12 protein-coding genes, 1 other RNA gene and 1 other annotated feature are annotated in these 14,290 nt (G+C 45.7%); of the genes, 2 read left to right on the forward strand and 11 right to left on the reverse strand.

What is annotated here, in order from left to right:
- Positions 1-50: 50 nt before the first annotated feature.
- From ACFVP7_RS15210 to cymR, 5 genes are all read right to left on the reverse strand, one after another.
- Positions 51-2,447 (reverse strand): ATP-dependent RecD-like DNA helicase, encoded by a 2,397-nt coding sequence (locus ACFVP7_RS15210; protein WP_014477509.1) that lies wholly within the window; start codon positions 2,445-2,447, stop codon positions 51-53.
- Between the two features lie 24 nt (positions 2,448-2,471).
- Positions 2,472-3,092 carry a tetratricopeptide repeat protein gene (locus ACFVP7_RS15215; protein ID WP_205764506.1) on the reverse strand — a complete coding sequence of 207 codons (621 nt, stop codon included), beginning with the start codon at positions 3,090-3,092 and terminating at the stop codon, positions 2,472-2,474.
- An 84-nt stretch (positions 3,093-3,176) separates the two neighbouring features.
- Positions 3,177-4,292, reverse strand: a complete 1,116-nt coding sequence (gene mnmA, locus ACFVP7_RS15220; RefSeq protein WP_004398509.1) for a tRNA 2-thiouridine(34) synthase MnmA — start codon at positions 4,290-4,292, stop codon at positions 3,177-3,179.
- 30 nt (positions 4,293-4,322) lie between these two features.
- Positions 4,323-5,462, reverse strand: coding sequence for a cysteine desulfurase family protein (locus ACFVP7_RS15225; protein ID WP_124048050.1), 1,140 nt, complete (start codon positions 5,460-5,462; stop codon positions 4,323-4,325).
- Between the two features lie 18 nt (positions 5,463-5,480).
- A complete protein-coding gene (gene cymR, locus ACFVP7_RS15230) occupies positions 5,481-5,897 on the reverse strand; it encodes a cysteine metabolism transcriptional regulator CymR (RefSeq protein ID WP_003225879.1) in 417 nt (138 codons plus the stop codon).
- A gap of 202 nt (positions 5,898-6,099) precedes the next feature.
- Here cymR and ACFVP7_RS15235 point away from each other — a divergent pair, with 202 nt between their 5' ends.
- Complete coding sequence (locus ACFVP7_RS15235; protein WP_015714437.1) at positions 6,100-7,365, forward strand: replication-associated recombination protein A; 1,266 nt, start codon at positions 6,100-6,102, stop codon at positions 7,363-7,365.
- Between the two features lie 39 nt (positions 7,366-7,404).
- Here ACFVP7_RS15235 and ACFVP7_RS15240 read toward each other — a convergent pair whose 3' ends face one another.
- From ACFVP7_RS15240 to ACFVP7_RS15260, 5 genes are all read right to left on the reverse strand, one after another.
- Positions 7,405-8,169 (reverse strand): ThiF family adenylyltransferase, encoded by a 765-nt coding sequence (locus ACFVP7_RS15240; RefSeq protein ID WP_003229763.1) that lies wholly within the window; start codon positions 8,167-8,169, stop codon positions 7,405-7,407.
- A gap of 88 nt (positions 8,170-8,257) precedes the next feature.
- A non-coding RNA gene (ssrS, locus tag ACFVP7_RS15245) (6S RNA) lies at positions 8,258-8,450 on the reverse strand.
- Between the two features lie 60 nt (positions 8,451-8,510).
- Entirely contained in the window at positions 8,511-10,289 is a 1,779-nt protein-coding gene (gene aspS / locus ACFVP7_RS15250; RefSeq protein WP_396582424.1) for an aspartate--tRNA ligase, read from the reverse strand.
- 13 nt (positions 10,290-10,302) lie between these two features.
- Positions 10,303-11,577, reverse strand: coding sequence for a histidine--tRNA ligase (gene hisS / locus ACFVP7_RS15255; RefSeq protein ID WP_396582426.1), 1,275 nt, complete (start codon positions 11,575-11,577; stop codon positions 10,303-10,305).
- A gap of 89 nt (positions 11,578-11,666) precedes the next feature.
- Positions 11,667-11,899: a binding site (T-box leader), on the reverse strand.
- 59 nt (positions 11,900-11,958) lie between these two features.
- Positions 11,959-12,129: a YrzK family protein gene (locus ACFVP7_RS15260; RefSeq protein ID WP_004399157.1), complete on the reverse strand. Its 171-nt coding sequence runs from the start codon at positions 12,127-12,129 to the stop codon at positions 11,959-11,961.
- A gap of 132 nt (positions 12,130-12,261) precedes the next feature.
- Here ACFVP7_RS15260 and ACFVP7_RS15265 point away from each other — a divergent pair, with 132 nt between their 5' ends.
- On the forward strand, positions 12,262-13,818 hold the full coding sequence (locus tag ACFVP7_RS15265; protein ID WP_396582428.1) for an SH3 domain-containing protein: 1,557 nt from the start codon (positions 12,262-12,264) through the stop codon (positions 13,816-13,818).
- 25 nt (positions 13,819-13,843) lie between these two features.
- On the opposite strand, the gene dtd is transcribed toward ACFVP7_RS15265, so the two are convergent.
- Positions 13,844-14,284, reverse strand: coding sequence for a D-aminoacyl-tRNA deacylase (gene dtd, locus ACFVP7_RS15270; RefSeq protein ID WP_004398689.1), 441 nt, complete (start codon positions 14,282-14,284; stop codon positions 13,844-13,846).
- Positions 14,285-14,290 lie beyond the last annotated feature (6 nt).

Raw genomic sequence — 14,290 nt, forward strand, 5'->3', positions numbered from 1 at the left:
AAATCAATTCCACTGCAAATGAAAAAAACTCCCGCTTGCACGGGAGCATTTTATTGCTGTTCTTCTTTCATAAAATCGAATGGTGTAATGCCTTCCATGCCAATGTTGGCGTCGTGTACGCTGAACGGGAGCTCTTTTTGCAAAGCCTCAAGCTCGGCATCCATTTCCTCAACCTGTACGGATAGCCTGTTTTTCAAGGAGGTCTGTCTGACAGTTGCATCATTATTTTTCACGCCCCACTCCAGCGCCTCCTCTTCCCCACATAAAATGAGAAATTTCTTCGCTCTTGTAATCGCGGTATAAAGAAGGTTTCTTCTGAGCATTCTATAATAGCCTTTCACAACAGGCAAAACCACAATCGGAAATTCACTTCCCTGCGATTTATGAATAGAACAGCAATACGCATGGGTAAATTGATTAAAATCTTTTTTCGTAAATGTCATTTCATTGCCGTCAAAAGAAACGACGGCCATATCTTCTTTTTCTGTATTTTCCTTTGCATAAAATATCGACGTGATTTCTCCAATATCTCCGTTGAATACATTGTTTTCCGGCTGATTGACAAGCTGCAAAATTTTATCTCCGGTTCTGTAGACAACATCCCCGAACTTCAATTCTCTTCGTTTTTCTTTAGGAGGATTTAAAATGTCCTGCAGCATCACATTCAATTCATTAATGCCGGCTTTTCCTCTGTACATCGGAGCGAGGACCTGAATGTCCTTTGCTGTATAGCCTTTTTTCAATGCATTGGCGACAACCTTCTCAACAACTTCTTTAATTTGCGAGCCTCCGCAGCGAATAAAGGAACGGTCCTTTGTCGGGGCAGTCAAATTATTCGGCAGCAATCCATTTTTCATCTGGTGGGCAAGCTCGACGATTGATGACCCCTCCGCCTGGCGATAGATGTCTGTCAGTCTCACAGTCGGAATCACCTGGGATGCCAGCAGGTCTCTGAGCACTTGTCCCGGACCGACGGAAGGCAGCTGGTCTTCGTCTCCGACAATGATGATTTGTATATGATCAGGGATCGCCTTGAACAAATGGTTCGCCAGCCATATATCAAGCATACTGGCTTCATCGATAATTAACAGCTTCCCTTCGATCGGCTGATCCTCTGTATGAGTAAAGCCTTCAGCGCCGTTCCAGCCAAGCAGCCTGTGTATCGTGACTGCAGGAAGTCCCGTGGATTCACTCATCCGTTTTGCTGCTCTCCCTGTCGGAGCGGCTAAAACAATCGGAAAAGCTTCATCCTTTTTATAAGCTGACGGGTCTAGTGACACACCGTGAAGCTCTCCGTAGAGCTCGACAATCCCTCTGATTACCGTCGTTTTTCCTGTTCCCGGGCCGCCTGTTAAAAGAAGCATCGGCGAGGAAAGGGCTTTTTGAATCGCTTCCTTCTGGCTGGGGGCATACTGAACGTTCATCCGTTCTTCCAGTTCTCCCAACGCGAGCAAAAACTCTGATTCGGGAAACTGGTTCTCATATTCGGTTTGGCTAGCGATATGTTTCACACGCTTTGCAACGTTTTGTTCTGCGTAAAACAGCGATGGAAAATAACAGCGGCCATCTTCAATGACAATGTCTTTATTTTCTCCAAGGGCAATAATCGCGTTAGCGGCATCCATTTCTGTGATGCGCTGTCCTTCCCTTGCTGACTGATTTAACAGAGATTGGGTGTCAATGATCAGCTGTTCCGTTTCTATGTACGTGTGCCCCTCTGACAGACAAGTCGTTTCAAGCGTGTACAAAATAGCAGCTTTTACCCGCTCAGGATGGTTACCTGAAAGACCCATTCTGCTGCCCAGCTCATCCGCTTTCCCAAACCCGATGCCTTCTACATCCTTCACAAGCTGATAAGGGTTTTCCTGAATCTTTTCAAGCGTCTCGGATTCATAGGCTTGATAGATTTTCATAGAAAGCTGCGGGCCAAAGCCAAACTGATTCAAGGAAATCATGATTTGCTCCAGTCCCTGATGCCGCTGCAATGCGCCAGCCAGCGTGTCGGCTTTCTTTTTTGAGAGTCTGGGAACATCATAAAGCACTGAAGCGTCAGCCAATATTTTATTAATGGCGCTGTCGCCCAGCTTTTTCACAATTTCTTCAGCTGTTTTTTTTCCGATCCCCTCGAATAAATCACTCGATAAATATTGAATGATGCCTTCCTTAGTCGTCGGAATCTCCTTTTTGAAATGCTCCGCCTGAAATTGGAGCCCGAATTTTGGATGGGTTACGATCTTTCCGTAAAACGTGTAGGTCTCTTCTTCTTGAAGCGCAGGGAAGTAGCCCGTCACGGATACGGCTTTATCTTCAATGGCTTCGGAGGTCTCTGTGACTTTCACTTTCAGAACCGTATATAAATTGGTGTCATTATGATAGATGACTGTGTTGACTGTCCCTTTTAAATAGGGCTCTTCCTCCAGTTTAAGCTGATCCGGATGCTGCTGCACGAGCTGTCCCTCCTCCTGTGCCTGTTATGATGGATCAATCAGTTTTTTAGCATGAAGCGCAAGCATATGATCTGGCTGGATATCGATTGCCTTGTCCAGCATTTCAAGCGCTTTTTCTCGGTTTTCTTTATAAGCATAAGCGACACCGGCATTATAAAATGCATCTGCATGCCCCGCGTCTTGCTCTGTCACAGCTGCGAATTGGCTGAGCGCTTCGTCCAGCATGCCCTCGTTGGCTAAGCACATCCCGAATTGAAAACGCGCTTCCGTATCGTTTTCATTCAGTTCGACCGCTCTTTGTAAATATGGCAGTGCAAGCTTAGGCTGTTCGAGCTTGACAAGTACCGTTCCGAGCATGTAAAACAGGTCGCCGTTTTCCATCCCCGCACGTAACGCTTTTTCAAACATGTCTTTCGCTTCTTTGTACATTTCTTTTACAACATAGACATTTCCTGCTCCATAATAAGCAGTGGCTGCGCTACTGTCTAATTCAAGCGCTTTATCATAAAACGCAAGCGCACGTTCCAGCTCGTTTACGGATGAAAGCAGGTTGGCAAAATTGATATACGGAATCGCGTCTTCTTTATTTTCTTCAATCGCTTTTGTAAATGCCTCTGCCGCTTTCTCGTAATCGCCTTCCTGCATCGCCTCTATACCGAGTTGATTATAATCCACCGATCATCTTCCTTTCATTAAAAAACCCCAACTCAGTGTTGAGGTTTTTCATCTTTATACGTACCACAATTTTGTTCCGTCTTTGTACACATCATCAATTGTCCCGCCGCCAAGGCATTCTTCGCCGTCATAGAAGACAACGGCTTGTCCAGGCGTTACAGCGCGGACTTGTTCATCAAAGATGACTTCCGCTTCACCCTCGCCAGTCATGCGCACCGTTACTTTATGATCCTCTTGGCGGTAACGGAATTTAGCCGTGCAGGAAATCTCTTCGCCCTTCATGATATCCGAACGTACCCAGCTGATATTTGTTGCTGTGATTTTGTCGGAATATAAAAGAGGGTTATGGAACCCTTGATCTACGTAGAGGATGTTCTTTTCAAGATCTTTCCCTACCGCAAACCACGGCTCGCCGCTTCCGCCGATGCCAAGGCCGTGACGCTGTCCGATCGTATAGTACATCAACCCGTCGTGGCGGCCTTTTACTTCGCCGTCCATCGTCATCATATCGCCCGGCTGTGCAGGGAGATATTGGCTGAGAAACGTTTTGAAGTTGCGTTCGCCGATAAAGCAGATGCCTGTACTGTCTTTTTTCGTCGCTGTTGCAAGTTCTGCTTCTTTGGCGATTTCACGCACACGGCTTTTTTGAAGTTCACCGATCGGGAACATGACTTTGCTCAGCGTATCTTCTGTCAGCTGATTCAAGAAGTACGTTTGATCCTTGTTTTCATCAATGCCGCGCAGCATTCTGACTTTTCCGCCGCTTCTGTCTACTCTTGCATAGTGGCCAGTCGCTAAATAGTCGGCGCCAAGTGACAATGCATGCTCTAAAAAGGCCTTGAATTTAATTTCTTTGTTGCACAGTACATCCGGGTTTGGTGTTCTGCCTGCTTTATATTCATCAAGGAAGTATTGAAATACCTTCTCATAATATTGCTTTTCAAAGTTTACGGCATAATACGGAATTCCGATTTGGTTGCAGACGCGGATCACATCTTCATAATCCTCTGTCGCCGTGCAAAAACCGTTTTCGTCCGTATCATCCCAGTTTTTCATAAAGATTCCGATTACATCATAGCCCTGTTCTTTTAACAGCAGGGCCGCCACAGATGAGTCTACTCCGCCGGACATGCCGACGACGACTCTTGTATCCTCCGGCCGTTTTTCCATTTCATTCACTCCAATTACTACGCCGCCTTATTATGTCAGCCGTTTGACAACGTCGGCCACATGTTTGGCAGCAGTTTTCACTTGCTCAGCCGTATTGCCGAGGCCGAAGCTGATTCGAATAGAGGACGTCAGCCGGTCACTCTCTTCTCCGAACATAGCAGTCAGAACATGTGACGGCAGGACTGAACCGGCCGTACACGCTGAACCGCTGGAGACAGCGACACCCGCCATATCAAGATTGACCAGCAGCGCTTCCACTGACACACCGGGGAAATAAAGATTCAGAACATGCGGCAGACTATGCTCTTTGTCCCCGTTGATCTCGAATGCTACACCTGCATCTCTAAGCGTGTCGGCAAAGATTGCTTTAAACGATTGATACTTCTCGTTTTTTTCGTTACGTTCTTCACTTGACAGCTTGATCGCTTCTTTCAGCCCGACAATGCCTGGAACATTTTCCGTTCCGGCACGGCGTTTTCTTTCTTGCTCTCCTCCGAATAAAAGCGGTGAAAGCTTCACATCTTTACTAGCATATAAAAAGCCTGTCCCTTTTGGCCCGTTGAGCTTGTGCCCGGAAACAGACAGAAGGTCAATATGGCTGTTTTTCACGTCAATTGGCAGCAACCCGAATGCCTGAACAGCATCGGTATGAAAATAAGCTTTGTGTTCCTTTAACAGCTCACCGATTTCTTCGATCGGCTGCACTGTTCCAACTTCATTATTTCCATACATCACTGTCACAAGGATTGTATCATCACGCAGTGCTTCTTTCACCTGTTTTGCACTGACTCTTCCATTTTGGTCAACGTCCAGATACGTTATGTCAAATCCGTCTTCCTCAAGTTTTTCACATGTGTGAAGCACGGCGTGATGCTCAATTTTTGTTGTGATGATATGTCTGCCAAGATCTTTTCTTGCAAGTGCGGTTCCCATGATCGCCAAGTTATCAGCTTCCGTTCCCCCGCTTGTAAAAATGATCTCCTGCTCTGCCGCTCCGATTTCTGCTGCGATCTGCGCTCTTGCTTCATCCACCCATTTTCGAGATTCTCTGCCAAATGAATGAATACTGGAGGGATTACCGAAACTGCCGGAGAAGTGCGGTATCATTTTTTCCAGCACGCGCTCATCCATCGGAGACGTTGCGGCATGATCTAAATAAATCCGTTCCATTATGTTTACACCTCTGATCTAAATATAGAACATATAAGCTTCTTGCTCTCCGTCTGTATAGCTGGCAAGATCCTCTAATGTTGTACTGTCCAAAACCTCTTTTACAGCATCCCGGATGCGAATCCAGAGCTCACGCTTGGCAGGCTCCTCATCTTCCAGCACTTCAACAGGGCTGATCGGCCCCTCAAGCACACGGATAATATCTCCCGCGGTAATGGCATCCGGCTCACTGCCTAATACATATCCGCCATATGCGCCTCTGATGCTTTTCACTAAACCGGCATTTCTGAGCGGCGATACCAGCTGCTCCAAATAATGCTCGGACAAATTATTCGTCTGTGCGATGCTTTTTAATGAAGTCGGGCCTTCACCGTGCTTTTTTGCAAGCTCGATCATAATGGTGAGCCCGTATCTTCCCTTAGTTGATATTTTCAACATGAACACCTCTGTTATTTCATGATTTTCCACATTTATAATGGTAATTTCTATATGTTTCGTCCGTTTATTATCTTATAGACCAACTGTTATTATAACATACCTTCAGCGAATTTTCATTGAGGCAGAAGGAAAGGGGCCTTTACCCTTTTCTAATGTACGGTTTTCCGTTACCCTGTAATTAAGTAAGGAGAGATGATAGATGAAGCCATTGGCATATCGGATGCGTCCGACAAAAATAGAGGATATTATCGGCCAGCAGCATCTGGTGGCTGAAGATAAAATTATTGGCAGAATGGTCCAGGCAAAACATTTGTCATCCATGATTTTGTACGGGCCGCCCGGAATTGGAAAAACATCAATCGCAACAGCAATCGCCGGTTCAACAAGTATTGCTTTTCGAAAGCTGAATGCTGTCATTAACAATAAAAAAGATATGGAAATCGTAGCTCAGGAAGCCAAGATGTCCGGCCAAGTGATTTTGATTCTGGATGAAGTCCACAGGCTGGATAAAGGAAAACAGGATTTTCTATTACCCTATTTAGAAAACGGAATGATCATTTTGATCGGAGCAACGACGGCTAACCCGTATCATGCCATTAATCCGGCGATCAGAAGCCGGACCCAGATTTTTGAGCTTGAACCGTTAACACCTGATCTGATTAAACAGGCACTGGAACGTGCGCTCCATGATGAGCATCGGGGCCTTGGCACCTATTCTGTATCCATTGATGATCAGGCGATGGAGCATTTTGCCCACGGATGCGGAGGAGATGTCCGCTCCGCTTTAAATGCGCTTGAGCTTGCCGTGTTGTCAACGAAGGAGTCAGCAGACGGTGAAATTCACATTACATTAGAAACCGCGGAAGAATGCTTGCAGAAAAAAAGCTTTTCTCACGATAAAGATGGTGACGCGCATTATGATGTACTGTCCGCTTTTCAAAAATCGATCCGCGGCTCTGATGCCAACGCTGCTCTTCACTATTTGGCTAGATTAATTGAAGCCGGTGATCTGGAGAGCATCGCAAGACGATTGCTTGTTATCGCCTATGAAGATATCGGTTTAGCAAGCCCGCAAGCCGGCCCTAGAGTGCTGAACGCTATTCAGACCGCTGAGCGAGTCGGGTTTCCTGAAGCGCGAATCCCGCTGGCCAACGCAGTTATTGAGCTTTGCCTCTCACCGAAATCAAACTCTGCCATTCTGGCAATCGATGAGGCCCTGGCAGATATCAGAGCCGGAAAAATTGGGGATGTCCCGAAGCATTTAAAAGACGCGCATTATAAAGGAGCTCAGGAATTAGGAAGAGGAATCGACTATAAATACCCGCACAATTACGACAACGGTTGGGTCGAACAACAATACCTCCCTGATCCTCTGAAAAATAAGCAATACTATAAGCCGAAACAGACAGGAAAATTCGAATCCGCCTTAAAGCAGGTGTACGATAAATTAATGAAAAGAAAATAAAACAAAAACAGCCTTGATCATCAAGGCTGTTTTTATGCATTATTTATCCTTCACACGTTTGATTTCAATGTCTTTCAAAAGATCCATGACAACATGTCCGCCCATAATCAAACCTGCAACTGACGGCACAAAAGCATTAGAGGAAGGCGGCATTTTTGCTTTACGGATTTTCGCTTCGTCATTCCCCACTTCTTTTCTGACATCTTCCCGAATGACAATCGGGCTTTCATCAGAGAAAATCACTTGAACGCCTTTTTTGATACCCTCCTTGCGTAATTTCGTACGGACGACCTTCGCAATTGGATCAGTGTGCGTTTTTGAGATATCAGCGATTTGGAAGCGTGTCGGATCCGTTTTATTTGCAGCACCCATGCTGGAGATGAGCGGAATATCCCGTTTCAGACATTCCTTCATTAAATGAATTTTATAACAGATGGTGTCTGACGCATCAATGACATAGTCAAGATCATAGTCAAAAAACTGCTCATACGTTTCCTCCGTATAGAACATTTTTAACGCGATCACTTCACACTCCGGATTAATGTCTGCGATCCGCGCCTTCATTAAATCAACTTTCGGCTGTCCGACAGTTGAAAGCAGCGCGTGAAGCTGACGGTTTACATTTGTAATGTCCACATCATCTTTGTCGACAAGCAGAATGCGGCCGACGCCTGACCGCGCGAGCGCTTCTGCCGCGAACGATCCGACTCCGCCGACCCCAAGCACAGCAACTGTGCTGTTTTTCAGCGTTTCAAGGCCTTCTTTTCCGATAGCTAATTCATTGCGTGAAAACTGGTGTAACAAGAACCTCACTCCACATTCGTATTCTGGTTTCATCTATAAAATGAAAATGGCTGATCCATGAGCAGCCGTTTTTTCTGCGCACAAAAAATAAAGTCCCAATAGTGCCGTTGCAGCTTTCCTTTGTTTTGAACCCGCTCTCAGCAGGTGGGTGCCCTCTTTTAAATCTTGTAAGTCCTCTTTACCGAATGAAAAGAGGCATGTACGCCATTTAAAAATGCGGGCTCCCAAATCAAAAAAATGTTCGGTCAAAACTAGGTGTACAACTAACACATCAGGACTTTATTTAACTTGTCAAAATCATATCACAGACGATTTTGATTTTCAAGAATCGAACTGCACATTCAGTTCTTAACTTTTTTCTTGATAGAAAGATGAAGCTCGTCAAGCTGAGCGTCGCTTACTTCTCCCGGCGCCTCTGTCATCAGGCAGCTTGCACTTGCCGTTTTCGGGAATGCAATCGTATCTCTCAGGTTCGTACGTCCTGCGAGAAGCATAACGAGACGGTCTAAGCCAAGTGCGATTCCGCCGTGCGGAGGAGCGCCGTATTCAAATGCTTCCAGCAGGAATCCGAACTGTTCAGCCGCTTCTTCTGGTGAGAAGCCGAGAAGCGCAAACATTTTTTCCTGAATATCCTTTTCGAAAATACGGATTGAACCGCCGCCAAGCTCATAGCCGTTTAAGACGAGGTCATAAGCTTGTGCTTTCATGTCTTCAGGCGCTGTTTCAATCAGCTCAAGGTCTTCCCGGACAGGCATTGTGAACGGATGGTGCGCTGCGTAGAAACGGCCTTCCTCAGGATCATGCTCTAATAGCGGCCAGTCAATGACCCATAAGAAATTGAACAGGTTTTCGTCAATCAGCCCACGCTCTTTCCCAAGCTTTAAACGCAGCGCGCCGAGTGATGCGGCCACAACTTCAAATTGATCCGCTCCGAACAGCAACAAATCACCTTCAGCAGCATCAAGTGCTTCAATCAGCTTAGACTGCTTTTCTTCATCAAAGAATTTAGCGATCGGTCCTTTCACTCCGTCTGGTTCAACTTTCACCCAGGCAAGTCCTTTCGCCCCATAGTTTGCAGCAAAAGCGCCAAGAGCATCGATGTCTTTTCTGGAGTAATCGCCGGCACCGCCTTTTACGTTGATGGCTTTGACCACACCGCCGTTTGCTACAGCTGATGAGAATACTTTAAATTCCGTATCCTTCACAATGTCAGACACATCTGTCAAAAGCATGTCAAAACGCGTATCCGGTTTATCAGAACCGTACTTGTTCATTGCTTCGTCATACGTCATTCGAGGAAGAGGAAGCTTAATTTCCACGCCTTTTGTTTCACGCATAATCTTTGCCATCATATCCTCAGCCAATGACATAATGTCTTCCTGGCTCATAAAGGACATTTCAATATCAATTTGCGTGAACTCAGGCTGGCGGTCCGCACGCAAGTCTTCATCACGGAAACAGCGGGCAATCTGATAATACCGTTCAATGCCTGATACCATCAGAAGCTGTTTAAATAGCTGCGGGGACTGCGGCAGCGCGTAGAACTCACCTTCGTGCACACGGCTCGGCACCAAGTAGTCACGTGCGCCTTCAGGCGTGCTTTTTGTTAAAATCGGCGTTTCAATATCAAGAAACCCATTTTCATCTAAAAAGCTGCGAACAGCTTTCGTCACGTTATGGCGCAGCTGCATCGTCTGGAACATAGCCGGTCTGCGCAAATCTAAGTAACGGTGTTTTAAACGAACGTCCTCTGACACTTCTTCAGCTTGATCAGAAATCGCAAATGGAGGAGTCTTTGCAGCATTTAATACGTTCACTCCATCAGCATGTATTTCGATCGCGCCTGTTTTCAAATTCGGATTAACTGTTCCCTCTTCACGCGCCACTACTTTTCCTTGAACATCAAGCACGTATTCATTTCTGATGCCTTCCGCAACAGCAAGCGCTTCTTTTGACACATCGGGGTTGAAAACGACTTGAACAATTCCCGTACGGTCACGCAAGTCAATAAAAATCAATCCGCCGAGGTCTCGTCTTTTTTGGACCCAGCCTTTCAGCGTTACAGATTCGCCAATTGCTTTTTCAGTTATATCACCGCAATAATATGTTCTTCCAAACAATGCGTTTCACTCCTTATCCCTTTTGGTTTGCCTTCATCACATGTATAAATTCATCAAGTGCCACTTCAATCTGTTCGCCCGTCTGTGCATCCTTTACATTGATTTTGTTTTGGGCAAGCTCATCTTCACCCAAAATCGCAATAAATCTGGCATTTAAGCGATCAGCTGTTTTAAACTGGCCTTTCATTTTCTTATTTTCATAATCGATTTCACTGGAAATGCCTGCTTCTCTCAGTTTGTACACCAATGAAACAGAATAATCCTTTGCTTTTTCGCCGAGTGTGACGATATAGCAGTCGATTCCCTTATCAACAGGCAGCTCTCTTTTTTCAGCATCAATTGCGGCAAGCAAGCGTTCGATGCTCATCGCAAATCCGATGCCCGGTGCTTCAGGTCCGCCGATCTGTTCGACAAGCCCGTCGTAGCGTCCGCCGCCGGCAAGTGTCGTAATCGCGCCAAAGCCTTCCGCATTGCTCATAATTTCAAATGCGGTGTGGTTGTAATAATCCAGCCCTCTCACAAGGTTTGGATCGATTTCATACGAAATGCCAAGATCATTTAAGTATTGTTTCACTTTGTCAAAATAAGCGGCTGATTCTTCATTTAAATATGTCAAAATCGAAGGTGCCGATTTCATCAACTCATGATCTCGGTCTTTTTTGCAGTCCAAGATTCTAAGCGGGTTCGTGTGCAGCCGGGACTGGCAGTCTGAACAAAATTCTTCAATGCGAGGCTCGAAGTGTTTCACGAGCGCTTCTCTGTAGCTTTTGCGGCTATCTTGATCGCCGAGACTGTTTATGACAAGCTTAACGTTTTCTAAACCTGCTTTTTCATAAATACTCATCGCAAGCGTCATTACTTCAGCGTCGATTGCAGGGTCTTTCGAACCAATCGCTTCAATTCCAAACTGATAAAACTGGCGGTAACGGCCTGTCTGAGGACGTTCATAACGGAACATCGGCCCGACATAATAAAGCTTTGTCGGCTGTACAGGATTTGCGAACAGCTTGTTTTCATTAAAAGCGCGAACCGCAGCAGCTGTTCCCTCCGGACGAAGCGTCAGGCTTCTGCCTTTGCGGTCCTCGAAGGTATACATTTCTTTTTGTACGATATCCGTTGATTCTCCGACGCCTCTGGCAAACAGTTCTGTATGCTCAAAAATCGGTGTGCGGATTTCTTTATATTGATAAGTGCGGCAAGTGTCTCTCATAATTTGTTCAACATACTGCCAGCGATCTGATTCTCCAGGCAGAATATCCTGTGTTCCTCTCGGAATGTTATATCCCATAGGTAGACCTCCTTATGTATTCCTTATAAAATATCCAATGATCGTTAATGATGAAAATGAAAAAAACTCTCGCCCCTACTATACATGATAGTAGGGACGAGAGTTATACCCGTGGTGCCACCCTAGTTGGAATACGTTCATATTCCCGCTCGATCCTTTAACGCAGGTTCACGTTCACTGCCTAATGGCGTTATTCACGCGTTCAGCAGGAAACCTCCGGAGTGTTGTTTCGAGAAAGACGCAATGGGATCCGCTTTCAGCCTGGGGCGGGTTCCTCTCTAATCATGCAATCTGACCTACTCTTCTCCATTATTGGTTCAAATCTTTCATCATTTGCTATGTACTCAATTTCTATTATAATAATGGGATTGGGGTTCTCTGTCAAGCTTTATTCCGGTTGTTTTTCCTCAGCGCTGCTTCTTTGGACATAAGACCAAATTCAGATGCTGTTTCCGTAAGATAACCAGTCGTATCGGGATCTGCGTGATCGCTGTAATGCAGATTCGCTTCACCGTCGTGAAATGCACGTCCCATTTTTGGATGATATTTCATGATTTGCACACCTTTTTGATTGTATTTACGCTTAGTATAAACAAATCATTTTATTTTTATTTAAAAATCAGAAAGGACTTTACGATATTAAACAAGAATGCTTTTTTAATGATCATCAGAAAGGAGGACACAATGAACAAGAAATACTTTGTCCTTATTGTATGTATTATTTTCACCGCAGCGCTATTCCCGACCTTTTCATCCATTACAGCTGCTCAAGGAGAAGCGGTCATCGCAACAGATGAAATGAACGTCAGAAGCGGCCCTGGGCTTAGCTACGGCATTACAGCGGAAGTAAAAAAGGGAGAACGCTATCCGATTTTAAAGGAAGATGGAGACTGGGTGCAGATACAGCTTGGTTCCGGAGAAAAGGGCTGGGTAGTCTCCTGGCTTATTACAAAGGAAGACCAGGCCAGCACAAGCTCCTCAGGAAGCAGTGACACTGTGACATCAACAGACCCCGATCTGCGGATGAGAAGCGGCCCGGGCACTTCCTACGAAGTCATCGGCAAATTCCCGCAAGGCAGCCAAGCATCTGTCATTGATAAAGATTCGGGCTGGATCAAGATATCCTATCACAGTGCCACCGGATGGGTATCATCTGAATATGTCACATCAGGAGGCAGCAGTTCAGCGTCTGATGAGAGTGACCAAACCGAGGATTCTGGTGCGTCAACGACGGGCACAGTCGGTGTTTCTTCGCTAAATGTAAGAGCCTCCGCCTCACATGACGCGGCAATTATAACAAAACTTGATCGCGGAACGAAACTGACGGTTCTCAACGAGAAAAATGGCTGGGCTCACATTGAGGTGAACGGGCTAAAAGGCTGGGTTGCAAGCCATTACCTTTTGACTAGTTCTGTTCCAGCTGATGATCCAGCAAATGCCGGCAGTTCATCCTCCGCTAAAAAAGCCTATATCATGTACGGAGGAACGAATCTAAGAAGTGATGCGTCAACATCAGCTTCGATCGTTGAGCGCGCTGCCAAAGGAGATTCATACACCATTACCGGTTCAAAGGGAAGCTGGTATGAAATAAAGCTTGATAACGGGCAGACTGCTTATGTAGCCAATTGGGTGGTCCAAACGTCTAAAAGCGCAGAAGAAGCAGGTGAACCGCCAGTCTCTGATTCCCCGTCTGGAAACGGCTCTCTAAACAATAAAACGATTATTGTTGACCCGGGACATGGAGGAAAAGACAGCGGAACGATCGGGTATTCGGGGAAATTCGAGAAAAACCTGACGATCAAAACGGCAAAACTGCTCGCCAGCAAACTTAGATCGGCTGGAGCGGATGTATATGTGACACGCCAGGATGATACCTTTGTCAGCCTGCAGTCACGGGTCTCTACCTCTCACTACCGTAACGCTGACGCCTTTATCAGCATTCATTATGACAGCTATGCGGATACCTCTACAAGAGGCAGTACAGCATATTACTACAGTCCTGCCAAAGATCAGGAACTCGCATCAGATGTCCACTCAGAAGTGGTGAAGCGTTCTTCCATTCCAGACCGCGGCGTATTATTCGGAGATTATTATGTGCTCCGGGAAAACAGACAGCCCGCTATGCTGTACGAGCTGGGATATGTAAGCCATCCGCAGGAAGAAGCCATTGTACATAGCAACTCATACCAAGAAAAAGTAACAGATGGGATCGAAAGCGGATTAGAGAAATACTTCCAATAAAAAAGCTGCCTTTTGGCAGCTTTTTTTATTTTGAATCCATAATGAGCGTGACCGGTCCGGAGTTTGTAAGCTGAACATCCATCATTGCTCCAAACGTTCCGGTCTCCACTTTGATTCCTTTTTCACGAAGCAGGTCATTCCATTTTTCATAAAGACCTAAAGCTTTATCAGGTTTGGCCGCGTTCATGTAGTTCGGCCGGCGCCCTTTTTTCGTATCTCCATAAAGCGTAAACTGTGAGACGGATAAAATCTCTCCTCCTATATCTACAAGAGACAGATTCATTTTTCCTTCACTGTCATCGAAAATACGGAGATTGACAACTTTATCGGCTAAATAAGCTGCATCATCTTCTGTATCATCATGAGTGATGCCGACCAGCACCATAAGGCCTTGTCCAATTTGGCCGACGACCTCTTCGTCCACTGTAACGCTTGCTTCTGTTACTCGCTGAACAACTAATCTCATTTTCTA

Source organism: Bacillus sp. SG20033, from assembly GCF_044570195.1.
GTDB lineage: Bacteria > Bacillota > Bacilli > Bacillales > Bacillaceae > Bacillus > Bacillus subtilis.

What these genes read in the sequence shown, in the direction of transcription:
- ACFVP7_RS15265 (WP_396582428.1), top strand. Translation starts at nt 12,262, where the DNA reads ATGAACAAGAAATACTTTGTCCTTATTGTATGTATTATTTTCACCGCA.
- ACFVP7_RS15225 (WP_124048050.1), bottom strand. Translation starts at nt 5,462, where the DNA reads ATGGAACGGATTTATTTAGATCATGCCGCAACGTCTCCGATGGATGAG.
- ACFVP7_RS15235 (WP_015714437.1), top strand. Translation starts at nt 6,100, where the DNA reads ATGAAGCCATTGGCATATCGGATGCGTCCGACAAAAATAGAGGATATT.
- dtd (WP_004398689.1), bottom strand. Translation starts at nt 14,284, where the DNA reads ATGAGATTAGTTGTTCAGCGAGTAACAGAAGCAAGCGTTACAGTGGAC.
- mnmA (WP_004398509.1), bottom strand. Translation starts at nt 4,292, where the DNA reads ATGGAAAAACGGCCGGAGGATACAAGAGTCGTCGTCGGCATGTCCGGC.
- ACFVP7_RS15215 (WP_205764506.1), bottom strand. Translation starts at nt 3,092, where the DNA reads ATGCAGGAAGGCGATTACGAGAAAGCGGCAGAGGCATTTACAAAAGCG.
- hisS (WP_396582426.1), bottom strand. Translation starts at nt 11,577, where the DNA reads ATGGGATATAACATTCCGAGAGGAACACAGGATATTCTGCCTGGAGAA.
- ACFVP7_RS15260 (WP_004399157.1), bottom strand. Translation starts at nt 12,129, where the DNA reads ATGAAATATCATCCAAAAATGGGACGTGCATTTCACGACGGTGAAGCG.